Source organism: Enterobacter sp. J49 (assembly GCF_002148625.1).
GTDB lineage: Bacteria > Pseudomonadota > Gammaproteobacteria > Enterobacterales > Enterobacteriaceae > Enterobacter > Enterobacter ludwigii.
In genome coordinates this window covers 865313-890694 of sequence record NZ_MWPY01000037.1, presented here as the reverse complement: position 1 = coordinate 890694, position 25382 = coordinate 865313, and the positions used below count along the sequence as shown (strand labels likewise).

The 25382-nt window shown below is 51.1% G+C and carries 23 protein-coding genes and 2 tRNA genes; 7 read left to right on the top strand and 18 right to left on the bottom strand.

The genetic code is table 11. The features are described from left to right. Window positions 1-6: 6 nt before the first annotated feature. Window positions 7-1638 (bottom strand): oligopeptide ABC transporter substrate-binding protein OppA, encoded by a 1632-nt coding sequence (gene oppA, locus BJP35_RS22535; RefSeq protein WP_020882381.1) that lies wholly within the window; start codon window positions 1636-1638, stop codon window positions 7-9. A gap of 772 nt (window positions 1639-2410) precedes the next feature. Further along, on the bottom strand, window positions 2411-3058 hold the full coding sequence (locus tag BJP35_RS22530) for a YchE family NAAT transporter (RefSeq protein ID WP_014170449.1): 648 nt from the start codon (window positions 3056-3058) through the stop codon (window positions 2411-2413). 479 nt (window positions 3059-3537) lie between these two features. Between BJP35_RS22530 and adhE the strand changes: the two genes are divergently transcribed. Beyond that, a complete protein-coding gene (gene adhE, locus BJP35_RS22525; protein WP_032678337.1) occupies window positions 3538-6216 on the top strand; it encodes a bifunctional acetaldehyde-CoA/alcohol dehydrogenase in 2679 nt (892 codons plus the stop codon). 65 nt (window positions 6217-6281) lie between these two features. On the opposite strand, the gene tdk is transcribed toward adhE, so the two are convergent. Beyond that, window positions 6282-6896, bottom strand: a complete 615-nt coding sequence (gene tdk / locus BJP35_RS22520; RefSeq protein WP_025203928.1) for a thymidine kinase — start codon at window positions 6894-6896, stop codon at window positions 6282-6284. Between the two features lie 549 nt (window positions 6897-7445). Here tdk and hns point away from each other — a divergent pair. Continuing rightward, a complete protein-coding gene (gene hns, locus BJP35_RS22515; protein ID WP_008502781.1) occupies window positions 7446-7859 on the top strand; it encodes a histone-like nucleoid-structuring protein H-NS in 414 nt (137 codons plus the stop codon). A gap of 200 nt (window positions 7860-8059) precedes the next feature. Here the strand turns inward: hns and galU are convergent, their stop codons facing one another. From galU to rssA, 3 genes are all read right to left on the bottom strand, one after another. Beyond that, entirely contained in the window at window positions 8060-8968 is a 909-nt protein-coding gene (gene galU / locus BJP35_RS22510) for a UTP--glucose-1-phosphate uridylyltransferase GalU (protein WP_014170452.1), read from the bottom strand. Between the two features lie 200 nt (window positions 8969-9168). Beyond that, window positions 9169-10182 (bottom strand): two-component system response regulator RssB, encoded by a 1014-nt coding sequence (gene rssB, locus BJP35_RS22505; RefSeq protein ID WP_014170453.1) that lies wholly within the window; start codon window positions 10180-10182, stop codon window positions 9169-9171. Between the two features lie 91 nt (window positions 10183-10273). Beyond that, complete coding sequence (gene rssA, locus BJP35_RS22500) at window positions 10274-11176, bottom strand: patatin-like phospholipase RssA (RefSeq protein WP_047744773.1); 903 nt, start codon at window positions 11174-11176, stop codon at window positions 10274-10276. 114 nt (window positions 11177-11290) lie between these two features. Here rssA and BJP35_RS22495 point away from each other — a divergent pair, with 114 nt between their 5' ends. From BJP35_RS22495 to BJP35_RS22480, 4 genes are all read left to right on the top strand, one after another. Continuing rightward, complete coding sequence (locus BJP35_RS22495) at window positions 11291-11749, top strand: YchJ family protein (RefSeq protein ID WP_025203926.1); 459 nt, start codon at window positions 11291-11293, stop codon at window positions 11747-11749. A gap of 48 nt (window positions 11750-11797) precedes the next feature. Then, window positions 11798-12640, top strand: a complete 843-nt coding sequence (gene purU, locus BJP35_RS22490; protein WP_014170456.1) for a formyltetrahydrofolate deformylase — start codon at window positions 11798-11800, stop codon at window positions 12638-12640. Window positions 12641-12797: 157 nt separating this feature from the next. Then, window positions 12798-12882, top strand: a tRNA-Tyr gene (locus BJP35_RS22485). A gap of 35 nt (window positions 12883-12917) precedes the next feature. Further along, window positions 12918-13002, top strand: a tRNA-Tyr gene (locus tag BJP35_RS22480). Between the two features lie 61 nt (window positions 13003-13063). Here BJP35_RS22480 and BJP35_RS22475 read toward each other — a convergent pair. Continuing rightward, on the bottom strand, window positions 13064-13507 hold the full coding sequence (locus BJP35_RS22475; RefSeq protein ID WP_014170457.1) for an Lrp/AsnC family transcriptional regulator: 444 nt from the start codon (window positions 13505-13507) through the stop codon (window positions 13064-13066). A gap of 107 nt (window positions 13508-13614) precedes the next feature. Here BJP35_RS22475 and BJP35_RS22470 point away from each other — a divergent pair, with 107 nt between their 5' ends. Continuing rightward, window positions 13615-14511 carry a DMT family transporter gene (locus BJP35_RS22470; RefSeq protein ID WP_047744774.1) on the top strand — a complete coding sequence of 299 codons (897 nt, stop codon included), beginning with the start codon at window positions 13615-13617 and terminating at the stop codon, window positions 14509-14511. Window positions 14512-14528: 17 nt separating this feature from the next. Here BJP35_RS22470 and BJP35_RS22465 read toward each other — a convergent pair whose 3' ends face one another. The 11 genes from BJP35_RS22465 to BJP35_RS22415 are packed head-to-tail and all read right to left on the bottom strand — an operon-like array spanning window position 14529 to window position 25288. After that, complete coding sequence (locus BJP35_RS22465) at window positions 14529-15719, bottom strand: nucleotide disphospho-sugar-binding domain-containing protein (protein WP_179193682.1); 1191 nt, start codon at window positions 15717-15719, stop codon at window positions 14529-14531. An 8-nt stretch (window positions 15720-15727) separates the two neighbouring features. After that, window positions 15728-16288 (bottom strand): hypothetical protein, encoded by a 561-nt coding sequence (locus BJP35_RS22460; RefSeq protein WP_165602356.1) that lies wholly within the window; start codon window positions 16286-16288, stop codon window positions 15728-15730. Then, the gene (locus BJP35_RS22455; RefSeq protein WP_047744775.1) at window positions 16285-17409 is read right to left on the bottom strand and encodes a glycosyltransferase; all 1125 of its coding nucleotides are present in this window, start codon (window positions 17407-17409) and stop codon (window positions 16285-16287) included. Before BJP35_RS22455 ends, BJP35_RS22460 begins: the two co-directional genes overlap by 4 nt. Next, on the bottom strand, window positions 17403-18377 hold the full coding sequence (locus BJP35_RS22450; protein ID WP_047744776.1) for an NAD(P)-dependent oxidoreductase: 975 nt from the start codon (window positions 18375-18377) through the stop codon (window positions 17403-17405). Before BJP35_RS22450 ends, BJP35_RS22455 begins: the two co-directional genes overlap by 7 nt. Continuing rightward, window positions 18368-19480 carry an acyl-CoA desaturase gene (locus BJP35_RS22445; RefSeq protein ID WP_047744777.1) on the bottom strand — a complete coding sequence of 371 codons (1113 nt, stop codon included), beginning with the start codon at window positions 19478-19480 and terminating at the stop codon, window positions 18368-18370. Before BJP35_RS22445 ends, BJP35_RS22450 begins: the two co-directional genes overlap by 10 nt. Continuing rightward, entirely contained in the window at window positions 19467-20594 is a 1128-nt protein-coding gene (locus tag BJP35_RS22440; RefSeq protein WP_047744778.1) for a sterol desaturase family protein, read from the bottom strand. The genes BJP35_RS22445 and BJP35_RS22440 overlap by 14 nt, the downstream gene beginning before the upstream one ends. Next, window positions 20587-21204: a phosphatase PAP2 family protein gene (locus BJP35_RS22435; protein ID WP_020882369.1), complete on the bottom strand. Its 618-nt coding sequence runs from the start codon at window positions 21202-21204 to the stop codon at window positions 20587-20589. The genes BJP35_RS22440 and BJP35_RS22435 overlap by 8 nt, the downstream gene beginning before the upstream one ends. Then, complete coding sequence (locus BJP35_RS22430; protein ID WP_047744904.1) at window positions 21201-22475, bottom strand: F390 synthetase-related protein; 1275 nt, start codon at window positions 22473-22475, stop codon at window positions 21201-21203. The genes BJP35_RS22435 and BJP35_RS22430 overlap by 4 nt, the downstream gene beginning before the upstream one ends. Before the next feature lie 8 nt (window positions 22476-22483). Beyond that, window positions 22484-23290 (bottom strand): MBL fold metallo-hydrolase, encoded by an 807-nt coding sequence (locus BJP35_RS22425; RefSeq protein WP_047744779.1) that lies wholly within the window; start codon window positions 23288-23290, stop codon window positions 22484-22486. Beyond that, a complete protein-coding gene (locus tag BJP35_RS22420; RefSeq protein ID WP_047744780.1) occupies window positions 23268-24284 on the bottom strand; it encodes an NAD(P)-dependent oxidoreductase in 1017 nt (338 codons plus the stop codon). The genes BJP35_RS22425 and BJP35_RS22420 overlap by 23 nt, the downstream gene beginning before the upstream one ends. Beyond that, window positions 24281-25288 (bottom strand): 3-oxoacyl-[acyl-carrier-protein] synthase III C-terminal domain-containing protein, encoded by a 1008-nt coding sequence (locus tag BJP35_RS22415; protein WP_044857625.1) that lies wholly within the window; start codon window positions 25286-25288, stop codon window positions 24281-24283. Before BJP35_RS22415 ends, BJP35_RS22420 begins: the two co-directional genes overlap by 4 nt. Between the last annotated feature and the right edge of the window lie 94 nt (window positions 25289-25382).

The following is a 25382-nucleotide window of genomic DNA, read 5'->3' as shown; positions in this document are numbered from 1 at the left end:
TTGCCATTAATGCTTGATAATATAAAGATTCTTAACGGAAATATTATCCAACGGGTCTTTACCGGTATAACCCCCTACCCACGGTTTCACCAGGCGGGCGTTAACGTAGTAATAGACCGGTACAATTGCAGAGTCTTTATCGAGCTGCTCTTCTGATTTCGCGTACAGATCAGCGCGCTGCGCATCGTCTGTGACTTTCAGCGTATCAGTAATGATCTTATCGAATGCCGGGCTCTTATAGTGCGCGGTGTTATTCGAACTGTCACTCAGCATGGTGTTCAGGAAGGATGTTGGTTCGTTATAGTCCGCACACCAGCCGGCACGCGCCACGTCGAACGTCCCCTGATGGCGGGTATCCAGGAAGGTTTTCCACTCCTGGTTTTCCAGCTTCACGTTCACGCCCAGGTTTTTCTTCCAGATAGACGCGACGGCGATAGCCAGTTTTTTATGCAGGTCAGACGTGTTGTACAGCAGGTTAAACGTCAGCGGCTTGTCAGCGGTATAACCGGCTTCAGCCAGCAGTTTTTTCGCTTCTTCGTTACGTTTTTCCTGTGACCACTTGAACCACTCAGGCTCAACCAGTTTCATACCGTCGGTATAAGGAGGGGTATAGCTGTATGCCGGCAGGTCGCCCTGGTTTTTCACTTTGTTCACGATAATATCGCGATCCAGTGCCAGCTTGAGCGCTGTACGCACGCGCACATCAGTGAATGGTGCTTTCTGGTTGTTGATTTCGTAGTAGTAAGTGCAGAGATACGGATCAACATGCACTTCTTTCGGGATCTCTTTTTTCAGCTTCTGGAACAGTTCAATCGGCATGTTGTTATAGGTCATGTCGATTTCGCCGCTGCGGTAACGGTTAACGTCAGTAACTTCAGAAGAGATTGGCAGGTAGGTTACCTGATTAATGACGGTTTTCGCGTTATCCCAGTACTGCGGGTTACGCTCCAGAACCATACGTTCGTTGACCACCCAGTCTTTCAGTTTATAAGCACCGTTGGTCACGATATTGGCAGGCTGAGTCCATTTTTCACCAAATTTTTCCACCGCAGATTTGGGTACCGGGGAAACGGACGGGTGAACCAGTAATTTGTAGAAGTACGGAACAGGCTCGCTCAACGTCACTTCAAAGGTATTGGCATCAATCGCTTTCACACCCAGGTCGGTGACCGGTTTTTTACCGGCGATGATGTCATCAATATTGGCGATGTGGCCATATTGCAGGTAGCTCGCATACGGAGAGGCGGTGGTTGGATTCGCCAGACGCTGCCAGCTATACACGAAATCTTCGGCGGTAACCGGCGTACCGTCGGACCATTTCGCATCTTTACGCAGATGGAAGGTCCAAACTTTGAAATCTTTATTTTCCCATTTTTCCGCCACACCCGGTGCCGGGTGGCCGTCTACGTCGGTCACCAGCAAGCCTTCGAACAGGTCGCGGTTGACGTTAGACTCCGGAACACCTTCAATTTTGTGCGGGTCAAGAGACTGCACTTCCGCACCGTTGTTACGAACCAGCGTCTGTTTCTCAGCCAGTTGAACGCCTGCAGGAACGTCCGCAGCCATTGCAGCGTTGCCCGCGATTAGCGCAGTTAAAATCCCCGCCGCTACCAGATTTTTTTTTGTGATGATGGACATTGTGTTGGTACTCCACTCATTATAATTACTGGCCTTCGCCAGCTGTGTAATCCCCTGTTGGGGCCTGTACAGCGCAGGAGTTTTTTTTGCTGCTGTCAGGTTCTTCTTTTTACTTCTTGCTATCACCGACTTTTTTATTACTGACCGCTCGTATGGCCGTCTTGCGTCGATTCTTCACAGGTCTCCCCTGTCTGAGGCCTGTGCTGGATATCTGAGAAGAGGACTATATGAAAATAATTCTCATCTGCTTGTTTTATGCTGCAAAATATTAGGCCGGAAAGTATCAAATGGCGTAAACGCGCGCCAATACATTTTGCAAATTTGTTAAGCAATTCTCTTTTACGGTGAGTACCGTATCTCGGGGGGCAGCCCTGCCTGACATCAAATACCGCATAAAAACATTGGTATTCAATATGATAGAGAAAACATTCTCTACAAGCGCGTCGCTGCGCTATCATCGAGTGGTTTTGTACAAAAATTTAACAACTGATTATTATTTAGCACATTCCTCTAGGGGAACGTTGAAATTACTAATATCATTTCGGTTATGACTCAGCAAGCCCCAGAGTATCATGTGAGTAAAATAACAGATCGATTGAAGGTTTTATGCGCAGAGAGGCACGAGGTAAATTGATAACTTATTGAAATATAAGAAAAGCGGATTATTAGTAGAATTTATTATGATATGTGAGCATTTCAACTTTAGTTATATGATTTGCTGATAATCACGTAAAAAAACGGAGCCTCAGGCCCCGTTCTTTCATTTGAAATATTAGTGCAGTAAGCCGGGGAAAATGCTTTTAATACCGGTGACAATAAATTCGATGCCTAACGCCATCAACAACAGGCCCATAATACGCGTAATGACGTTGATGCCCGTTTGCCCCAGCCAGCGCACCAGCCAGGGTGCCATGCGGAAAACACCCCAACAACACAGTGCGAAGATAGCGATGGCGACAGAAAAGCCAATCAGGTGCATCAGGCTATGGTAACGTGTCCCCCAGACAATGGTGGAACTGATCGCACCAGGCCCTGCCATTAAAGGCAACGCAAGCGGGACCACGCCGATACTTTCGCGAATGGCGGTTTCTGATTTCTCCTGTTTGTTCTGCTTATCCTCACCCAGCTTACCGCTGATCATCGACATGGCAATGGTCACCACCAGGATGCCACCCGCGATGCGGAAAGAATCAATTGAAATGCCGAACAGCTGGAGAATGGCATCACCCAGGAAAAGCGAGGTGAGCAAGATAATGGCCACTGACAGGTTAGCGGTGAGGTTGGTTTTGTTCCTGGCCGCCGCCGTCTGGTAACTGGTCATACTAATGAAGACAGGGATGATCCCTACCGGGTTGACCAGGGCAAACAGACCAATAAAAAATTTAAAATACGTTGGAAAATCAAAGAGCGTTTGGATCACGTTTTGCTCCGCTTATGCACATGCCCGGGACTGACACTTTGTCATGAAAAATCGCGCTGAAGATACGCTTTTTATGAGCATACTTCACCAGAAATCTGTGCCTAAACGTTATCCTTTCAGGATGTTAAACAGATGTAGAATCAGTGATAGCATCACTTCCAATAGTTACTTAATTATTTAACACTGGAAATATCTACAATAAATAACCCTGCTGAAAGGTATCAGCTTGGGGAAAAATTGACGCAGATCATGATTTTCGTACTCAGAAGTGAGTAATCTTGATTACGCCCCCCAGGAAGGTCACCTGTCACAAAGGGATGATGTTAAGGTAAGGCTCTTTTAGTAAGTTAGCGCGCCAGAGCATAAAGTAACTCTTTGTTTTACTTTATCTAACGCAAGTCGTAGTGGCTCTGTCTATACTGTCAGACGTATCGAGCGCTGGTTTACTAAAAGAGTTTAAACATTATCAGGAGAGCATTATGGCTGTTACTAATATCGCTGAACTGAACGCACTCGTCGAGCGCGTGAAAAAAGCCCAGCGTGAATACGCCAATTTCACCCAAGAACAGGTTGATAAAATCTTCCGCGCGGCCGCTCTGGCTGCTGCAGATGCTCGAATCCCTCTCGCTAAAATGGCCGTTGCTGAATCCGGCATGGGTATCGTTGAAGATAAAGTGATCAAAAACCACTTTGCTTCAGAGTATATCTATAACGCCTATAAAGATGAGAAGACTTGCGGCGTCCTGGCTGAAGATCATACCTTCGGTACCATCACCATTGCTGAACCTATCGGTATTATTTGCGGTATCGTTCCAACGACTAACCCAACGTCTACTGCCATCTTCAAATCGCTGATCAGTCTGAAGACCCGTAACGCAATCATCTTCTCCCCTCACCCACGTGCTAAAGATGCCACCAACAAAGCAGCGGATATCGTGCTGCAGGCTGCTATCGCTGCGGGTGCGCCAAAAGATCTGATCGGCTGGATCGACCAACCGTCTGTTGAACTGTCTAACGCCCTGATGCACCACCCGGACATTAACCTGATCCTGGCAACCGGTGGTCCTGGCATGGTTAAAGCAGCATACAGCTCCGGTAAACCGGCTATCGGTGTAGGTGCGGGTAACACGCCTGTTGTTATCGACGAAACGGCCGATATTAAACGTGCTGTTGCATCTGTACTGATGTCTAAAACCTTCGACAACGGTGTTATCTGTGCGTCTGAACAGTCCGTTGTTGTTGTAGACTCCGTCTATGATGCAGTTCGCGAACGTTTCGCCAGCCACGGCGGCTACATGCTGCAAGGCAAAGAGCTGAAAGCCGTTCAGGATATCATTCTGAAAAACGGCGCGCTGAACGCCGCCATCGTTGGTCAGCCAGCCTATAAAATCGCTGAACTCGCCGGCTTTACCGTTCCGGCAACCACCAAGATTCTGATCGGCGAAGTTAAAGTTGTCGACGAAAGCGAACCGTTCGCTCATGAAAAACTCTCGCCTACGCTTGCTATGTACCGTGCGAAAGATTTCGAAGACGCGGTAGTAAAAGCGGAGAAACTGGTTGCAATGGGGGGTATCGGTCATACCTCTTGCCTGTACACCGACCAGGATAACCAGCCAGAGCGCGTTGCTCACTTCGGTCAGATGATGAAAACTGCGCGCATCCTGATTAACACCCCGGCTTCTCAGGGTGGTATCGGTGACCTGTACAACTTCAAGCTCGCACCTTCCCTGACTCTGGGTTGTGGTTCCTGGGGTGGTAACTCCATCTCTGAAAACGTTGGTCCAAAACACCTGATCAACAAGAAAACCGTTGCTAAGCGAGCTGAAAACATGTTGTGGCACAAACTTCCGAAATCTATCTACTTCCGCCGTGGCTCTCTGCCAATCGCGCTGGATGAAGTGATTACTGATGGCCACAAACGTGCGCTCATCGTGACTGACCGTTTCCTGTTCAACAACGGCTACGCAGACCAGATCACTTCTGTTCTGAAAGCGGCTGGCGTTGAAACTGAAGTGTTCTTTGAAGTTGAAGCTGACCCAACCCTGACCGTAGTACGTAAAGGTGCTGAACTGGCGAACTCCTTCAAACCCGATGTGATCATCGCACTGGGTGGTGGTTCCCCAATGGACGCCGCGAAAATCATGTGGGTTATGTACGAGCACCCAGAAACACACTTCGAAGAACTGGCGCTGCGCTTTATGGACATCCGTAAACGTATCTACAAGTTCCCGAAAATGGGCGTAAAAGCGAAAATGATCGCCGTTACTACCACTTCCGGTACAGGTTCAGAAGTCACGCCGTTTGCTGTTGTAACCGACGATGCAACCGGTCAGAAATACCCACTGGCTGACTACGCGCTGACGCCAGATATGGCTATCGTTGATGCCAACCTGGTCATGGAAATGCCGAAATCACTCTGTGCGTTCGGTGGTCTGGATGCAGTGACTCACGCCCTGGAAGCTTACGTTTCCGTCCTGGCTTCTGAGTTCTCTGACGGTCAGGCTCTGCAAGCTCTGAAACTGCTGAAAGAAAACCTGCCAGCGTCTTATAATGAAGGGTCTAAAAACCCGGTTGCCCGTGAACGTGTTCACAGTGCAGCAACCATCGCCGGTATCGCGTTTGCTAACGCCTTCCTGGGTGTTTGCCACTCAATGGCACACAAACTGGGTTCACAGTTCCACATTCCTCACGGTCTGGCGAACGCCCTGTTGATCAGCAACGTTATCCGTTATAACGCGAACGACAACCCAACCAAGCAGACTGCTTTCAGCCAGTACGACCGTCCACAGGCACGTCGTCGTTACGCTGAAATCGCAGACCACCTGGGTCTGAGCGCACCGGGCGACCGTACTGCGGCGAAGATTGAGAAACTGCTGGCATGGCTGGAAAGTCTTAAAGCTGAGCTGGGTATTCCTAAATCTATCCGTGAAGCGGGCGTTCAGGAAGCTGACTTCCTCGCGCATGTTGATAAGCTGTCTGAAGATGCATTCGATGACCAGTGTACCGGTGCTAACCCGCGCTACCCGCTGATCTCTGAGCTGAAACAGATCCTGCTGGATACCTTCTACGGCCGCGAGTTCAAAGAAAATGACACTGTTGCTGTGAAAGTAGACTCACCTGTCATTAAAGCTGACAAGAAAGCGAAGAAAAACGCGTAACTGACAGCCTGATAAAAAACCCGCCTCTGGCGGGTTTTTTTATGTCTGCATTTTACTGTGAAGGATTATTTGCGGTTGTCAGGCTGAAGCGCCGTCAGTGAGCCGACAATCAACGCTTCCTTATAATGCTTACGGCACACTGATACGTAGCGTTCATTGCCACCTATCACTACCTGCTCGCCATCAGCATAGGGTTTTCCGGCCTGGTCGAGGCGAAGCACCATGCTGGCTTTACGGCCGCAAAAACAGATGGTTTTAAGTTCAACGAGTTTATCCGACCACGCAAGTAAATACTGGCTGCCGGCAAATAGCTCACCACGAAAGTCAGTGCGCAACCCATAGCACAGAACGGGAATATCAAGCTCATCGACAACCTCTGAAAGCGCATGAACTTGCTCACGCGTCAGAAACTGGCTTTCATCAACCAGAACACAATGGATGGGCTGTGAAGCATGCGCTGTGCGGATATCCTCCAGCAGGTCAGTTTGCGGGTTAAACAGCCTCGCAGGCGATGAGAGGCCTATTCTGGAACTCACCTTCCCTGCACCGAAGCGGTCGTCAATTTCAGCCGTATAAACAACGGTACGCATCCCACGTTCCTGGTAATTGTATGAGGATTGCAGTAGCGCTGTCGATTTCCCGGCATTCATTGCCGAATAGTAGAAATAAAGTTGTGCCATTGGCCGTAAAACCCTAATCAATGTGTAATATTACCGATGATTCATTGTACCATATTTTGTCTGGTTATCAGCGATACGACGCACAGACTATGCGGTTCAGCGCGAGGTTTACCGCCGGCATTTTGCAAAAATACTGCGTTAAAACATGAAGTAAACGCATCCACCCCAGCCAATATGTTATAGGGCCAGCCAAACATAACACTTCATTTTATAGTGGAATCATCGTTCATTAAAATTCACTATTTATTAACTATTTCTGCCTTAGCATACCCGGTGTAAACTAATACAAAAGGCTGATATTTATCCGCCGCAACTATAATTCCTGAGGCAAATGTCACAAAAAAAAGATGCAATCGACTGCGTTAAGCCACTTTACGTGATAACAAGCGAGACTGGCGGGTTATGAAATTTAAGTTAGCGTAATTAATAATAGCGGCAATATTCACTATTTTTTGAATTCCTTACATTCCCAGCTATTGCACAACTGAATTTATCGCTCTATTATTAGGACAACAAACCACCCCCCATTATAAGTTTGAGATTACTACAATGAGCGAAGCACTTAAAATTCTGAACAACATCCGTACTCTTCGTGCGCAGGCAAGAGAATGTACCCTCGAAACGCTTGAAGAAATGCTGGAAAAATTAGAAGTTGTAGTTAATGAACGTCGCGAAGAAGAAAGCGCTGCTGCTGCTGAAATCGAAGAGCGTACTCGTAAACTGCAGCAATATCGTGAAATGCTGATTGCTGATGGTATCGATCCAAATGAATTGCTGAACAGCATGGCTGCAGCTAAAACCGGTACCAAAGCAAAACGCGCTGCTCGTCCTGCTAAATATAGCTATGTTGACGAGAACGGCGAAACTAAAACCTGGACCGGCCAGGGTCGTACTCCTGCTGTTATCAAGAAAGCAATGGACGAGCAAGGTAAACAGCTGGATGACTTCCTGATCAAGGATTAATCATCTCGCTTCCAGAAAAATCCCGCGTAATGCGGGATTTTTTTTACCCGCAATTTACCGCAAACATCCCCTTACACTCTGTCATAAAGCGTTATTTGGCTATTTAGCTTGCCTTACAATCGGACGTGATGACGGTGTGTTATGGGCATAAAAAAACCGGTGGGCAGAGCCTCACCGGTTCAGATCAAATGAAGCCTGAGTTATTTCTTAATACCCGCGCTCTCTTTGAGCCAGGCTTTAAATTCTTCACCGAGCGTATTGTGGCGAATGCCATATTCTACAAACGCCTGCATATAACCGAGCTTATTACCGCAGTCATGGCTCTTACCTTTCATATGGTAAGCTTCAACGGTCTCTTTCTCGATCAGCATATCAATGGCATCGGTAAGCTGGATTTCATCACCCGCTCCTGGAGGCGTTTTCGCCAGCAGAGGCCAGATTTCAGCACTCAGGACATAACGACCTACAACCGCCAGATTAGAAGGCGCTACGTCGGCCTTAGGCTTCTCAACCACGCCAATCATCGGCACGCTCTCACCCGGTTCAAGGTTAACGCCTTTGCAGTCAACAACACCGTAAGCGGTAACATCATCCACAGGTTCAACCATGATCTGGCTGCTGCCTGTTTCATCGAAGCGTTTGATCATCTCAGCCAGATTGTCCTGAGAAAGATCTGATTCATATTCGTCCAGAATAACGTCAGGCAGGATCACCGCAACAGGCTCATCGCCTACAACGGGATGCGCACACATGACTGCGTGGCCCAGACCTTTAGCCAGCCCCTGACGCACCTGCATAATGGTGACGTGTGGCGGGCAAATAGACTGAACTTCTTCCAGCAGCTGGCGCTTAACACGTTTTTCCAGCATGGCTTCGAGTTCAAAACTTGTATCGAAATGGTTTTCGATAGAGTTTTTTGATGAATGTGTAACCAGCACAATTTCAGTAATGCCGGCCGCGATACATTCGTTAACGACATACTGAATTAATGGCTTATCAACCAGAGGCAGCATCTCTTTAGGAATCGCCTTAGTTGCTGGTAACATCCTGGTCCCCAATCCCGCTACCGGGATGACGGCCTTTCTGACTTTCGAATTTAGGGCAGCCATTCAAATTCTCCTGAGCTGTTCAAGTTTTGAACTTTTATGCAATAAATAACGCGTTAAGTATATCAGCCTCATCCCGCAGTCCGGGTCTGAAAAGAACGCGTTGCCGATCAATTAGGACAAATACGCATGATTCCGGGCAGCGATAGTAGCACTCCCCGTAAATCACAGGTAAAGCAATCTTAAAATTAAGATCCAACTGCTTATTCCGTGGACAACATTAAGCGTAGCCGTCCCCCGGCACCCCAAATTTGGCACTGCCAGGAGGAACAGCGATGGCTAATTTGATTAAGATAAGCCGTACCCAATGTTCCAAGCGGGACACCGTTACTGACCTGAATATGATGTTCCCCGGTATTCAGCGAGGCATTAAGCCCCGCGGAAACGAGGATAAGATTTTTCAAACCGCTGTGGTAATAACCTACCAACAGCGGAAACTGTCCGGGTAAATTGGCCTGACGAAAAAGCTGGTTTACCTGTTTGAGTAAACTGCCTAACTCGGGAAGCCGCTGTCCCTGATGGGAGAGTTGTTCCTGCAGCAACCCGTTAAATAGCGCGCGAAGTAATAACGCGGCTAATACACCATTATCCCCTGCCCGAGTGACATCAAGACAATAAAATGCAAGGTCTGAATCCGATAATGGCGCAATATCGAGCACCAGCCCTGGCTGGTCAGCGGCCACCAGCTGGCGATAATTCACACGACAGTGAGAAATATTTTGTTGCACCGGCGGTTGAAGTTCTTGCAACAGTTTCGCCGCCGCAGGGGGATTACTCACTAAGGCGTCCCAGTCCTGGAAAAGGCGTTCCTCTTCCTCAACCCGGGAATTAAACATATTGGGATAAAGACAGGCTAAGACGGTTTCACGAAGCCGGTTAAGATCTTTAACCGGTTTAAGCAGAATATCCTGAACCCCCAGACGCAAGGCTTTGGCTATATCCGCCATGTTCTCTGTGGCGGAAATCACCAGTATCGGCATCTGGTTGGCTTCATTGCGCAGATGTTCGACCAGCTTCAGTCCATTCATCCGTGGCATCTCAAGGTCACAAATCATCAGATCAGGCGTGATATTGACCATTTTTTCCAGCGCGTCGATGCCATCGTCAGCCAGTGAAGTATTTGCCCCCAGTGATGATAACCACGAATCCAGTAGCGATCGGAAAACGGGCTCGTCTTCAACAATCAAAATGTGTTTTCCGGCCAATGGCTTCGTCATGGTTCCTCCCCTGGCTGACAGTAACTACATAGTGGCATGCTATCGGCACTGTCGCCTGTCAGATTTTGCTGAAGTAGTCAAAAAAAGGTGCTTAACGTGCTGTTCGCACAAAAGGCAGCAACTCATCTATTTTCTTTTCGACGGCTAACGAGCCCGCTGCGATGGCGGCCTCAGCCCGATGGAAATCAAGGGTAGAAATTTGCGGACAATACGGCTGAAGCAGAATATCCGGCGGGTCGCCAGCCATGCGGTTGCGCTTGAGGCGGTTCTCCAGGACCTGGATTGAGGTCGTCATAATTTCAATCGCCGTGGGTGCAGTTACCGCACGCCGGGCGGTCATGCGCCCGAGACGTCCGCGCAGACGCTCATGCCAGGCCAGTTTTTCGCCCTCGGCATCTTCACTCTGAAGATTGACTGGCATCAGGTCTTGTTGCATCAGATGAGCGTCGTGCTGTAAATCCACAGCAATAACAATATCGGCACCCATAGCGCGGGTCAGGGAAATGGGGACCGGGTTAACAACGCCTCCGTCGACAAGCCAGTAACCGTTGTGCGGAACAGGGGCCATTAAGCCCGGCATGCTGCAGGACGCGCGAACGGCAAGATGGATATCCCCTTCGGTAAGCCAGAGTTCGCGGCCGGTACTGAGGTTCGTCGCAACGGCACCGAAGGGTAACTGACAATGACTGAAGTCATCGAGAGGCATAATCTGACGGAACTGGTTAAAGACCCGTTCACCGCGCAACAACCCACCGCGCTGCCACGAGAGATCCATCAGGCGCAATACGTCCCAGTAACTGAAGGAGCGTACCCAGGTTTCAAGTTCCGGAAGCTTTCCACACGCGTATGCGGACCCCACAAGCGATCCGATTGAACACCCTGCAACAATATCAACGTCAATGCCCATCTGCTTTAAGGCATTTATCACGCCGATGTGCGACCATCCCCGGGCTGCACCTGAGCCCAGCGCCAGTCCAATTTTAACCTTTCTCATTAGCCCTGTTTTACGTCCCCTGGATTCCTGACATAGCATCAACGCAACTGCTCAGTTAACATGGTGCTACCCGAAGCGTTTAACGCCCTTATTTTTTGTTCCAGGAAGAGAATCGTGTCTCAACTCTGCCCTTGTGGTAGCGCTCTGGAGTATAGCCTATGTTGCCAGCGATATCTGTCTGGCGATCAGGTTGCACCAGACCCGTCACACCTCATGCGTTCACGGTATACTGCTTTTGTGATCAAAGACGCAGACTACCTGATTAAAACCTGGCACCCATCCTGCCACGCTGCCGATTTCAGACAGGATATTGAAGCCGGGTTTGCTAATACCCAATGGCTCGGCCTTACCGTCTATGAATCGTCAACGGGAAGTGATGCTGATGAAGGTTATGTCAGCTTCGTTGCCCGCTTTATCGAACGCAATAAGCCCGGTGCCATTATCGAACGTTCCCGGTTCTTAAAGGAAAGCGGGCAATGGTATTATATTGACGGAACGCGCCCACAGTTTGGTCGTAACGATCCCTGCCCTTGTGGTTCAGGTAAAAAATTTAAAAAGTGTTGCGGGCAGTAATGCCTGACAACCCAGACTTCGCAAATACTCAAACAGGATTTCCCGGCGATGCAATCACTACAACGTAAAGTTCTGCGCACCATCTGTCCCGATCAAAAAGGGCTGATCGCACGAATTACCAACATTTGTTATAAGCATGAACTGAATATCGTGCAGAACAACGAGTTCGTTGACCACCGTACCGGACGCTTCTTTATGCGTACCGAACTCGAAGGGATTTTCAACGACACCACCCTGCTTGCCGATCTCGACAGCGCGCTGCCTGAAGGCTCCGTGCGTGAATTGACACCCGCTGGCCGTCGTCGCGTTGTTATTCTTGTGACGAAAGAAGCCCACTGTCTTGGCGATCTGTTGATGAAAGCAAACTACGGTGGCCTCGATGTTGAAATCGCTGCCGTTATCGGTAACCACGAGACGCTGCGCACGCTGGTTGAACGTTTTGATATTCCGTTTGAGCTGGTCAGCCATGAAGGCCATACCCGTGAAGAACATGACAACCTGATGGCCAATGCTATCGAAGCGCATAACCCGGATTACGTGGTACTGGCGAAATACATGCGTGTGCTGACCCCATCCTTCGTGGCGCGTTTCCCGAACAAGATCATCAACATCCATCACTCATTCCTGCCAGCCTTTATCGGTGCACGTCCTTATCACCAGGCGTACGAACGCGGTGTGAAAATCATCGGCGCCACCGCGCACTACGTGAATGACAACCTGGACGAAGGCCCAATCATTATGCAGGACGTGATTCACGTGGATCACACCTATACCGCAGAAGATATGATGCGCGCCGGGCGTGACGTAGAGAAGAACGTACTCAGTCGTGCGCTCTATCAGGTGCTGGCGCAACGTGTGTTCGTTTACGGTAACAGAACGATTATTCTTTAATCGACAAGAAAATGAACTGGTTAGCTTTACAGCTTAACGCGTAAAATTCAGGCAACCAGTTTATTTTTATTGTGGTAACGCTTTACAGGGGCGTCTCATTTGATATGATGCGCCCCGCTTCCAGCAGGAAGCAGGCCAGTAAATAGCATTACTCCGTGGTGGGGTTCCCGAGCGGCCAAAGGGAGCAGACTGTAAATCTGCCGTCATCGACTTCGAAGGTTCGAATCCTTCCCCCACCACCATCTCTCAGCATTACTTCAAAATTTGAATTACCCCTGGTGGGGTTCCCGAGCGGCCAAAGGGAGCAGACTGTAAATCTGCCGTCATCGACTTCGAAGGTTCGAATCCTTCCCCCACCACCATCATCTCAAAGCCAATCCAGTGATGTATTTCAAACGATGTGTCATGCATAGCAACAGACGATCACATCGGTGGCAACCGGCGCTTCACCGGTGAACTTTTCACGATCGACGTATTACACTGAGCATGTTCCGCCAGACCATCAAGCAACGCATCCAGTTGCTCAATCGACCGCACGACCAGCCTGATAACAAAGCAGTCTTCACCGGTGACTTTATCGCTCTCAATACATTCCGGCATGGCCTGAATGTACTTATCTACCTTTTGCAGCAACCCCGGTAAAGGACGAACCCGCACCAGCGCCTGCAACGTATACCCCAACGCCGTCAGATTGACGCGCGCGCCATACCCTTCAATCACCCCACGCTCTTCCAGTCTTTTCAGACGCTCTGCTGTACTGGGAGATGTCAGTCCAATACGTCCGCTGAGTACCTTTAGCGACATGCGCGCATCCTCAACCAGACAGGCCAGGATTTGGCGATCGATGTCATCGAGAAGGTTTTCCATCGTTTTTACCTAATTTAAAAAAGTCATCACTGTCTTTCACCTTATATCAGCCATGTTATTCCCGACAGCGGTACTCGACAATATCGTCATTAATCAGGAGGTGAATAATGGGTGATGTACAAAAAGGCGTCTGGCAAATGAGCCTGGCGATGTTAATTTCCGGCTCGATTGGCGCGTTTGTTCTGCTTTCCGGCCTGCCGGTGACGGAAGTGGTTTTCTGGCGATGCCTTATCGGGGCAATGGCACTTTTTATTTTCATCCGAATAAGTCGAAAACCATTTAGTCCGCTCACCCGTGTCACGCTGTTGCTGGCAATTCTGGGCGGTGTTGCGTTAGTAGTTAACTGGTTGCTGCTGTTCGCGGCTTATGAACGTATTTCAATCGGCCTTTCTACCGTGGTTTATAACACTCAGCCGTTTATGCTGGTGTTGATGGGGATGTTTTTAGGTGAACGCGTGGGCCTGGTGAAATGGGGTTGGCTCGCTCTCGCCTTTGGCGGCGTGGTCATCCTGCTCTCCAGTGAGCTGAATGGCGCACAGGGCGAAGGCTGGCTCGCAGGAATCGGTCTGGCGATGGGGGCCGCTTTCTTCTACGCACTGACAGCCATAATCGCCCGCAGACTTAAATCAGTTGCGCCCCAGCATATCGCCTTTATTCAGGTACTGACCGGCGTGGTCATGCTGTTGCCCTTCGCCCACCAGCCGGCATTTTCAGCTGATTTCCCATGGCCGATTTTACTGACGTTAGGTGTCGTCCATACCGGGATCATGTATCAGTTGCTGTATAGCGCGATCCAAAAGCTCCCGACGCCCGTTACCGGTTCTCTGTCTTTTATCTATCCCGTGGTGGCCATAATTGTCGATAACGTGGTGTTCGGACACTCGCTGAATATCACGCAACTGGCAGGTGGTGCATTGATACTGTTTGCGGCGGCAGGTAATAACCTGGGCTGGGGCGAGAAAAAACCCCGCGAGTGCGGGGTTAGGATCAAATCAGCACATTAGCGTCTGAGGCGAACAGGCTAATCCTTGCGGATTAACGTGAGGAGTTGTTCGCGAGCCTGTTCAAGTTGCCTGAGTCCGCCGCGCAGCCAGATACCTTTTCTGAAAAACTCGACCCGGGCGGCATGATCGAACTGATCGTAGTCAACCGGGTACACCAGGGCCGGGATCCCTTTTTGAATACAGTGCCACATAACCCCCGCCCCGCCGTGGTGTATCACGGCATCGTAACGAGATAACCAGGCATCATAATCAACCCAATGCATACGTAAGAAATTCCCTGCCCGCTCACATTCCGCACTTTCCAGGCTGCCATCCGTGAAATGGAACACCCAGTCTGGCATCGTTTTCGCCAGAGCTGTTGCCGCTTTCGCTACGTCATCTTTATGCCAGTCCAGATGTGTACCCAGCGTAATCAGGACATGCCGCTTTCCTTCAATGAAGGTCGGTTTCTCTCCATCTGCAGGCGGTGTGTACAGCGCGGGTCCAATAAAGGCTACCGATTCAGGCCAGGTCCGCTCAAATTCCATCTCTTTTTCGCCCAGAGCAAGAATGCGCAAGGGTGAATATGCCGTTTCACTGCCGTCAGACCGATAAAGCCGGGTTATGCCCGTCTGACGAATCACACCGCGAAAAAACCAAAAAACAAGACTCTTGAATAACCTGACTTTTTTCCTGTGGATCAGGTGGCTTATCCGTTCCCACGCGGTGATGGCCGGCATCAGCCCACCACAATAAGCGGGTGGGCCGTCCGGCGCTTCAAGAACGCACGGCGACGGCAAGCTACTCCACCAGAGAACCTTCATCCGGGTACAGACAGGCCCCACGACGGGAAGTGTAAAGTCGGCGATGGCCAAATCCGGCACGCCTTCCCGATGCCACGCCCTCTCAAGTTCGTCAGCAAAACCCTTAAGCAGGCCCACGACTGAACGAAACTGACGATAAAGCCTCACAGGATGCGTCTTTACGGCATATTTTGGATTGGCGATCGACACTAACGGTGTATCGAAATCGCCGTCAAGAATGAGTCCTTGCAGTCCGGACGCCGCAATCCGCGCGCTGGCACCGCGAGTACTGATAATACGGACCTGATAATGCGCTGAAAGCGCCCTCCCCATTGCCAGCACGGGATGCAAATGTCCGGAAAATGGCGGGGCCAACAAATCAATTCGCGTGACGTTGTCAGGAATCAGATCAAACAAGCGTTGCATATCAGACTCTATTTCCGTATTTGATTTATAAATCGCTGACATAAACAGACCAGCTCCGGCTGCGAGAGATAGTCCATATGACCGCAGGGTATGCGCTCGTCCGCCTGGTGAAACCAAAGGCGAGAAATCCAGTCTTGCTGTCCCTGAACCAAAAGATGATGGCAGTCAGGACGCTGACGAGCCACCGGGCCGTAAGCGAAAATACTCACGCGAGACAGGACTGAGGACGGCAGGTGAAGATTATTAAAGAGTTCCAATCCACAGCTTCCGGAAAGTAACAGCGTGTGATCCGCCGATTCCAGCAACGCGATCGCAATGTTTCGATAGCGCTCGCCAAACGCTGCCCTGCGAGAAGTGAGATAGTCCCGCGCATTGCTGCAACTTGCACGCAATAAACCCGTATCACACCATGGCTGGGTTTGAGGTATCCAGGGGAAATTTTCAGTGACAGGCATGGCCCCCTCCGTCAGCAAAGACTGGAGGAACAAACTCTGCACCGGGCTGAGCGCAAGGTTGCCGGGACGGCTTCTTCCCGTGATAAAAGCGATGTTAAGTCGCATGCCGGTCACAATGAGCTGAAGCGGTCATTGCTGAAAACGCGATAGCGACGCGAACGCCAGTGAATATTCCGGTTGAACAAGGCATGAATTAAATGCACAGGCTGCAACAGCTCTGATAACACCGACATCACCGGCCTTGCGGAAATAGTCTCTGACACTAAACGCTGTATACGGCGCAAGGCAACGTGGCGAACGAGAAGGACCACCGCCAGTAACACGCAATTTATCCCCCCACTGAATGCGAGCACCACCATCGCCCAAAGCAGTAACGGATGTAAACCCTGAAGAAGAAAGATTGCCAGATTCGTACCGGCAGGCTTCTCACGCATCAACAATGTGGCGAACAAAAACCAGCGGTGCATCTGACGAAAATACCGTCTGACGTCAGGTACGCTGGTTTGTACGCTCACAGGCGCGACAGACTGTACGATGCTTACCCCTTGCTGAGTAAGAAGCGTTGCCAGCGCGAGATCATCGGTCAGATGTCGAAGGATGGGCGAAAATCCCCCCACGCTTTCCAGCACACGTAAAGGTAACAGGTAGCACATGCCATTTAGCGTTAACGGTCTGACAAAAGGCAGCAACGGCAGATACGTCAGCGCTGAGTTATCATTTACAAATTGTGCCAGCAGTCGCGACGGTAAGTTGTCGGTAGCAACATACCAGGGTAGCGCGGTGACAAGCGAATGATCATCAAGCGCGGCAAGCATCGTGTTCAGCGATGTCGCCGTCAGTACCGCATCGTCATCTAAAATCAGGACCGCCAGGGTCTTAACCTGCTTTCTTCCTTGCTCAAGCTTATATAACTTTGGATTTATCCCTTCCGGTGCTTCAGGGTATGCGCAGATATGAATAGCGCTCTGAGGGTAACGCGCCTGCAACCGCTGCGTTACCCTTGCGGCCTCCGCGTCGTCCACGTCAGTCAGCCAAAGAAACGTTGCGCCAGGCAAATTTTGAAGACTCGCGGCCAGCACCGTCTCTAACGCAGGATCACCGCTGAGTATGGGTTGCATGACCGTAATGTCGCTGAAAGAGCGAGAGATGTTATCCCTTGTGGCTGTAAGTATTTTCAGCGTGATACAGACTTTGAAAAGCAGAATGGCCAGCCATGCTATTGCGATAATTAACACAGGCGCTCTTCCTTGAGTTGTTGTAAAAACGTACGCAGGCTGACGTCAAAATCCATTGATGGTGGACCAAAGTCATCCAGCATACGCGTAACATTCAGGGTGTTAGTGTAGCCAAAGACGGCAACGCCAAAACGGGTAATCGGCGGTTCTCCCGGCAACGGCAGCCAGCGCCACAGCCTCTCAAGTATGCCAGCAAAACACATCGCTGTTCCCAGACGCACGGTTTTATGCGGTTGAGGCAAACCCAACTGCTGCAAGACGTCACATAACAGCCGATGGATTTCGACAGATTGACTGGCGGAGATGTTATAGCACGGGCGGAGATGACTGCGTTTCACGGCACGCATCAGGTAATCCCCTAGCACATCGACGTGCATAATGTCGGCCTGCACTTTTACACCCCGGCTAAGGATAGAGGGCAGCTTTCCTTTTTTAGCCGCAGCCAACAGAGGCGGTAAGAGCAAGCGTTCGCCCTCACCAAATACGGCACAAGGGCGAAAAATGGTTTTCTCACCCTGATACGTCTCAACAAGGCACTCTGCCTGACGTTTTGTGCGCCCATATTGGCTGCTAAATTCGGGGCCGATAGCATCACATTCACGCAGTCCTGGCTGGTGCGCAAAACGGTAATAAACCGCCGCGCTTGAAATAAATATGAGTCGTGGAAAGCCACGATGACGGCAAAAATCGATAACATGCCGGGTCGTCTCAACGTTATCCCGGTAATAATCGTGCTCACTACCCCAGGGCGAAGTCCTTCCTGCCGCGTGAATAACCACATCGGGTACGACATCAAGCGTATGAAGCTGGTCTAACCCAAGTGCGTAATACTCAACTGATGCGGGCAACGCGACATGTTCACGGCGCCCGACGCCGCACAGCGAAACGCCGTCAGTATCGGCAAAACGCCGGATAAAAGCCCCGCCAATGAAACCCGATGCTCCGGTGACCATAATCTTCACGGCCATTCTCCGTGTCGCTCAGGGCGTTCACCCATGCGCCTGAGAAAACGCTGCTGGAGAGACATTAAATCGGCGAGGGTGAGTCGTCGATAATCCAGCCCTTCTCGCGCGGCGACATCCTCGATGATTCGACTCAACTGAGAATAATGGCGATGACTCCAGTGCGGGAAAAGATGGTGAGTCAGATGAAGATTGAGGCCACCCAGCCAGTAACCCATGAACGCGGGCCGTGTCGACCAGTCAAAGGTCGTTGCAAAGGTATGGGAAAGCCTGCCTTGAGCCATTTTGCCCCCGTCAGGGGGGAGCTGAGCGCTGCCCTTTGCCCAGTGCGTCCCGATGACGAGCATGACGAATATCAGAGAAGAGATCATCTGACAGAGCATATAGGTCAGCAAAATTGAACCGGCGCTAAATCTGTCGGCCAACAACCACATGGGTAACACGAGGCTGAACGCTGCGTGCAAGGCTTTACCCGTCAAAAAAAACATCCAGCCGATAATACCCTGCTGCGCCAGATGAGGCGTCACCGGGGTATATCCCCCTCTGTCGAGCCAGTCAACAATCCAGATATACCAGGGGAAGGTTAATGCGGCGACCAACGGCCAGTAGTAGCGCTGCGCCCGCATAAAGGGGCGCCAGCGCTGCCAGGGCGTCTGGCGCATAAGACCATTTTCTGCAGTGTCCGGATCGTAACATTCTATGTTGGTGAAACCATGATGAAATCTGACATGGCGAACGCGCCAGCAATCGGGATCCAGACCGAGAGGGATAGCGACAATACGGTTTACCCACGCGTTAGCTTTTTTACTTTTCAGAAAGGCATTATGAGACGCATCATGCACGACGTTCACGGTCAGCAACATCGCGAAAACGATGGCGGCAAAATACCATGAAAAATACAGGGGCAGGTCACTCTGATGAAGCGCAAACGCATAACTTCCAATACAGCCGCCAGCCAGCATCACTGTTTTAACCAGCATTCGGCCATCTGCATAGCGATGATCGCCCCGTTCTGTTAACAATGCGCGTGTTTCGCTGTGAAGTGCTGCAACCAGCCCGGGGGGATCGGCGGGAAAGGTCAACCGCTTGTCAGGATTAAACTGGTTCACTTATCCCCCTTTTTGTCCTGCGCCCAAGGCCGCAGGTGAGTGCAATACCGTGTGCGGCCAGGGCCGCCATAACTGCAACCCAATAGACGTAATTCCAGCCCCAGTAACCCAAGAAAAGCAGCGGTAAAGAGAGCGTGACCAGACACCACATCATCACTCCCCAGCGCTGACCCTCGCTGATCCCACCCAATGCGACAGAGCCAGCTGCCAGCAATATAAACAACAGGGACTGCGCAGCGCCCACGTTATCTATGCTGTATCCGTAGCGCTGGATGTAGCCCAGAACGAGCGCAAACAACAGAATAGCCCCGACACCTGTCATTAATATCGAACAGTCAAACTGACGATGTCGGAGGCGAACCGTTTTCAAAATACCTGCCATTTGCAAAAAAGGAAGATTACTTTCCTGCATCGGGTTTAACGATGGCTTTCTGCCTTTTACCCCATAGGTCGACTTCTCCTGCGAGGGCATCTCGCAGAACGTACCGAATAATTTATCCCAGAAAATAAAGGTGCCACCGTAGTTGGTGTCGGCATAGCGCTTATTATTAAGGTGATGAACGCGATGATGTGTCGGGGTAACAAATACCTTTTCCAGCCACCCCAGCGTTGGCGTTAATGCGTTATGGTTAAAAAACTGAATGCTGTAATGCACGATGGAAACCGCCAGAAAGACACTCAGCGGTACGCCAGCCAGCGCTAACACCAAAAAGAAAGGGATTGACGTTAATGACGAGTACCAGGAATTTCGCACCCCCAGCGACAGGTTATAGTTCTCCCCCTGATGGTGAACAACGTGAACAGCCCACAGTAGCCGAAGCTGGTGATGGAGACGATGAAGCCAGTAGAAACCAACGTCCCATGCTAACAATGTAAAGAGCCATACCCCGACGGCAGACCATCCCTCAAAAAGATTCAGGCTAAAGTGTTCCAGCACAAATCCGTAGCAAAGCACCTCCAGGCACCGGAAAAACCACAGCACAATGTGCCCGGAATTGAGATTGAAAATGATATCGAGCCAGTCGACATTCTGCCGCCGTGTGAACTGAAGAATACAGGCCTCAGCACACACGAAAAACAGCATAAAAAGAACGGGAAACAGGAGTTCACTCACCGGGTATTCCTTTATATTTTTGTCTGCGCACGTCCAGATGCCCTGCCAGCCATACACTGGCCCCTGCCAGCAAAACACCCGCCATTAAATCAATAAACAGATGTCTTCTCAGCTGAAGGATAGAGTAGGCAATAGCACACGCCCAGATGACGCTTGCAACCGCCATCCAGCGTAAACGCCCTGCCGCTATCGCCCAGACGGCGAGTGCCGTCAGCGCAGCGTGCAAAGAGGGAAAGCAATTTTGACGGGAGTCGACAGAGACCAGCCACCCCAAGACTCTGGAAGAAACACCCTCTCCTGCCAGCGTGGGATACACCATGGTGGTCGGCCATAACAGATATATGATGCCCGCCCCCAGCGCCGAAAATTGCATGGACCGGGCAAGCCACCGCACTCGGTCATACGGCGTTAATAAATATCCCAACGGGACAATTAAGAAAAAGGACAAGTAGAGCCACACTGCATCAGGCGAAAAGGGAATTAACGCGTCAACCCGTAGTGGGGTTAAACGATAACCTTCACCCTGTAACCTGTCGCAAAGCGAATAAACGACCCCGACCGACCCCCACCCCAATAGCATCTGCTTGAGGCGTTGCAGAAACTCACTCATTCCTTTCCCCATTCACGGACTATGCGCCGTCGTTTTGCGTCAAAGTTCGGTGATACGCTTCGGGACTGCAGCACCCATACCAGCCGGGAAGTGTCTATTCCCTGTAACGTAAACAGCTCATTCAGCGCGTCGCGGCAGTGAGGAAGTATTGCTGCGTCACAATCCGCGGTAAGACACAGTCTCTCTGCTTCTGTTTGTACCAGGCGATAGTCTGCGGTAAGTGGGAGCGTGACGGCCAGCACGCGGCTGCAGGGGTCGGCAAAAATAACCTGCGGTTTGCCCGTGCTATCCGGGAGAAGGAGTTGATCGTCCTGTCGACCCTCAATACGCTCAATCGCGCGCGCCGCACTTCCACACGGGCACCGCGCCTCGCGGGCAACCAGTATGTCATCAAGGCGGTAACGGACGATGGGCTGCGTGCTGCGGGTGAAATCGGTGATAACAGGCGTAAAGCGCTTCTCATCCAGCCAGTGGGGCTCGACGTGAATAAACTCCTCGTTCAGATGTAACGTCCCAAAAGAACAGGTTGAAGCTAAAAAACCCTCTGTTGCCTGATAGATTTCACCCACGCTACCAAATACCTGGTGGATAAGTGCCCTGTCCTGTTCCTCCAGAACTTCGGCGACAGAAATCACCTTTTTGACATTCAGCTGCAGCGTTCCGTCCAGAACCGCCAGCGCCAGCGCACGTAATACCTGTGCGGGGGCAACAATGATCGTCGGGGAAAACCGTTCTACATGGCGCAATTGCGGCTGAAACGGCGCCAGTAAATCGTAAAATTCCAGGCTCAACCAGCGGCTGCTCACACTCTGGTAAAGGTTATTATTTGCCCTCAGAAACAGTGCAACCCGTTCCCGGGCAAAAAGACCGTCCGGTAAGGCCCTTGCAAGAATACCTGCAGCCCAAATTTGCTGCTCCTTCGGACTGACAACAAATAACCCGCGTCTGCCGGAAGTACCTGATGACAGGCCCACGCTAAATCGGCCTATTTTCGGACTGAAGTCCCGGCTCTGTTCACTTTTCAGCGCGCAGGCCATCAGCGCGTCACGCTTAAGACCTTCAGTGTTCATCTCATCGAAATGCGTCATCATCAGCGCCTTGTCCATCAGCGGCCACTGTCCGAACGGCACCGCGAGAAATCGTTGAAACCATGGGCTTTTCGATAACACGTTCCGCCTGAAGCGATGCAGTTTTTTTTCCTGCCATCTCTCCAGTTTTTCACGTTCGGTAAAACGCCGTCTGCGGGTGCAGAAATAGCGCCACATCAACATAATGAGGTTCACAAATCGCCCTCATGACACAGACGAATATCCACTTTACCGTTTTTCCAGAGTTGATTGAGTTGCCGGAGCGTCTGGTAATAAGCAGAGGGATCGGACATCACCAGACTGGCAAGCCGTGAAGGACCGCGCATCTCCCGGTAATTGTCAGGAGACCAGGCCGCATCTGCAGCCAAAAGTGTCCAGCCGTCCTCTGTCAGTACGAATGCGCCGAAGTGTCCGGCTGCATGGCCTGCAAGCGGGATCAAAATAATTTCGCCCTGACTGTACGGCAAAACATAGCCCCGCTCAAACGGAGCAAGCGCCTCGGGCAGCCTCAGGGTTTCGAAACCTTCAATGAAGCGCAATGACGACTCAAACTCGGAGGGGAAAAGTCCTGGCACAAATGCCTGACGCAGGGCGGCAAATCCTCTCAGCGCTCTCACCTGCTGCCAGCCCTCACCAGAACAAATACAGCTAACATCGGGGAAATCACGCAGCCCTGCGACGTGATCGGCATGGAAGTGCGACAAGATAATCGCATCGATATCGCCCCCGACCAGGCCTTGTGAGTAAAGCTGTTGAGCCAGGGACTGTTTGGGGTCGAAATAGACCGGCGTGACTTGCCGGTAAATGCGAAAAATGCCCGAGCGCGTGTAGTGTTCAAACCAGGAGGAATAGCCGGTATCCCATAGCCATCGGTGTGAACCGACTTCCAGGAGCCAGGCTCGAGAGGGAAATTTGCACACCCTGAGACCAGCGCCTTTTAGAGCCATGCAGCCGATATGGGTGCAATATCCTGTTTCAAACGCGGTAATCTTTGCCATTCGTCCTCAGCCATTCTCCCGTTAGCGCGATGCCTTCTGCCATTGAAAAGCGAGGGGTATAGCCCAACTCCTCTACGGCTTTTTTAGCGCTCAGCGTCATATCGAAACAAACCGTTCCCGCACTGTAACGGGTGACGGGAGGTTCCTTATTGATGCACTTTCCGACTAATTCCATGCCACGCGCGGCCAGTGACACCACCGGCCAGGGAATTGACCGGATCTGATAGCGTAACCCCAGTTGCTGACGCAGCAACGCGTCAAGCATATCAACCAGCCGCTGCGGCTGGTGATTGGTCACGTTATAGATGCTGCCGGAATAAAGAGGCTGGCCCAAGGTTGCACGTTCCATAGCAAAGACCACGTTTTGTACGAAGGTCAAATCCAGAAGCGCTTCTCCTCCCCTGGGCAGGCGCAGTACCCCTCCGTCCTGATGGAGCTGACGCAGCAGGCGAGGAACGATCACCTTATCATGGGGACCGAAAAGCCCACGCGGGCGCAAAATGATGAACGTTGTCGCGCTGAAGTTTGCCACCGCATCTTCAATGATGCGTTCGGCTGCCCGTTTGCTGCTGGCATAGTGGCTGGAAAATGTGTTCGCCAGGTAGGTTTCCGGAAGATCGTAGTGATGCTGAAAATCGAAGTAGACCGCAGGGGTAGAAATGTGGACAAAACGCGGAATGCCCGCGGTGCCCGCTGCCATCGCCAGTTTTTGTGTTGCAATGACGTTAGCCTGCCAGAAAGCGTCCCTCCCTCCCCAGGGAGAAGATTTCGCTGCGCAGTGCCACACGGCATCGCACCCCTCCATGAGCCTGGCGCATTGGTCCAGAGATGCCAGGGACAAGTCGAGTGGGATAAACGTCGCGCCCACATGCTTTAAATGTGCACCTTCGACCGGATTACGGCCCGTCGCCACTACGCTAAAGCCACGTTCCAGCAAATAGTGGACAGCGTTACGCCCCAGCCCGCTGGTTGCCCCTGTCACCAGGATCTTCATGGCATAAGTACCATGCCAGCCAGCGTCAGGCCTGCTGCAGTACCAATAAGCATCGCGGGTTTTCCCGGCGTGAAACGACCATGGGTTACCGCTTCATGCAGCGCCGTAGGGATGGAGGCGGCCACCTGGTTGCCGTAGTGACGGTAAACATCAATTAAGATGGATTCAGGGACGCCCAGCCGCTTACGCATGTGTTCAAGAGAAAGATGGCTGGCCTGATGCGGAATGACGGTACCGATATCCGACAGTTGCAGACCGCATTTTCCCAGCAGCCGCGCGAAGTAGTCATCAATCAGCGAAGAGGCATACCGGAACAGCGCCTTACCCTGCATATGGAACATAAAATCACTGTCGCTCATGCCCGCTCTTGGGTTGCGACGCGTTCCTCCCGCACGGATTTCACAGAGTTCGCTGCCATCCGGGTACATCTCGATCAGGCTGGTGATAATCCCGCTGTTGCCGTCACCACGCTCCACGATCGCACACGCCGCACCATCACCGAAAATCAACGAAGACTCTTCGTGGCTCCAGTCAATGCCGCGCGATGCTAAATCAGCTGAAACAATGGCGATGCGACGGTATGCGCCTGTATTCAATAAACCTGCAGCAACTTCTAAAGCGGAAATAAAGCTGACACAGCTGCTGTTAATATCAAACCCCGCCATACCCGCGGGCATACCCGCCGCCTTGATAATATGAACCGCACTGCAGGGAAGCGCTTGTATGGCAATAGCCGATGCACAAATTAACAGGTCTATGGAAGCAGGTGATATCGTTCCGGCATGTAGCGCGTTATGTAGCGCCTGTGCGGCCAGCCCGGCCTGGCTGGCGGTGTGAGAAGCGTGGTAGCGGGTAAGTATACCGGACCGTTTTTCAACGTAGCCAGGCGGTTTTCCTAACCATGAATCCAGATCGCTGGATGTCAGTCTTTCAGCAGGCAAGGCAATGCCTGTTGAGATAATTTTTATTGCGGCCGAAATTTCCGGCTCTGTTGATTGACCCACACCAGTGCTCCCTTCACTAGCTAATCCAACCGCTAATAATATAGGAGCCCCTTCTTTACACAATCTGAAATTAACGGGAGCGTCCTGCTCCCGT

Coding starts and splice junctions, on each gene's coding strand:
- purU (WP_014170456.1), top strand. CDS start 11,798: ATGCAATCACTACAACGTAAAGTTCTGCGCACCATCTGTCCCGATCAA.
- tdk (WP_025203928.1), bottom strand. CDS start 6,896: ATGGCACAACTTTATTTCTACTATTCGGCAATGAATGCCGGGAAATCG.
- BJP35_RS22450 (WP_047744776.1), bottom strand. CDS start 18,377: ATGGCCGTGAAGATTATGGTCACCGGAGCATCGGGTTTCATTGGCGGG.
- BJP35_RS22420 (WP_047744780.1), bottom strand. CDS start 24,284: ATGAAGATCCTGGTGACAGGGGCAACCAGCGGGCTGGGGCGTAACGCT.
- BJP35_RS22425 (WP_047744779.1), bottom strand. CDS start 23,290: ATGGCAAAGATTACCGCGTTTGAAACAGGATATTGCACCCATATCGGC.
- galU (WP_014170452.1), bottom strand. CDS start 8,968: ATGGCTGCCCTAAATTCGAAAGTCAGAAAGGCCGTCATCCCGGTAGCG.
- adhE (WP_032678337.1), top strand. CDS start 3,538: ATGGCTGTTACTAATATCGCTGAACTGAACGCACTCGTCGAGCGCGTG.
- BJP35_RS22470 (WP_047744774.1), top strand. CDS start 13,615: ATGGGTGATGTACAAAAAGGCGTCTGGCAAATGAGCCTGGCGATGTTA.
- rssA (WP_047744773.1), bottom strand. CDS start 11,176: ATGAGAAAGGTTAAAATTGGACTGGCGCTGGGCTCAGGTGCAGCCCGG.
- oppA (WP_020882381.1), bottom strand. CDS start 1,638: ATGTCCATCATCACAAAAAAAAATCTGGTAGCGGCGGGGATTTTAACT.
- BJP35_RS22465 (WP_179193682.1), bottom strand. CDS start 15,719: ATGCAACGCTTGTTTGATCTGATTCCTGACAACGTCACGCGAATTGAT.
- BJP35_RS22475 (WP_014170457.1), bottom strand. CDS start 13,507: ATGGAAAACCTTCTCGATGACATCGATCGCCAAATCCTGGCCTGTCTG.
- BJP35_RS22435 (WP_020882369.1), bottom strand. CDS start 21,204: ATGAGTGAGTTTCTGCAACGCCTCAAGCAGATGCTATTGGGGTGGGGG.
- BJP35_RS22430 (WP_047744904.1), bottom strand. CDS start 22,475: ATGTTGATGTGGCGCTATTTCTGCACCCGCAGACGGCGTTTTACCGAA.
- rssB (WP_014170453.1), bottom strand. CDS start 10,182: ATGACGAAGCCATTGGCCGGAAAACACATTTTGATTGTTGAAGACGAG.
- hns (WP_008502781.1), top strand. CDS start 7,446: ATGAGCGAAGCACTTAAAATTCTGAACAACATCCGTACTCTTCGTGCG.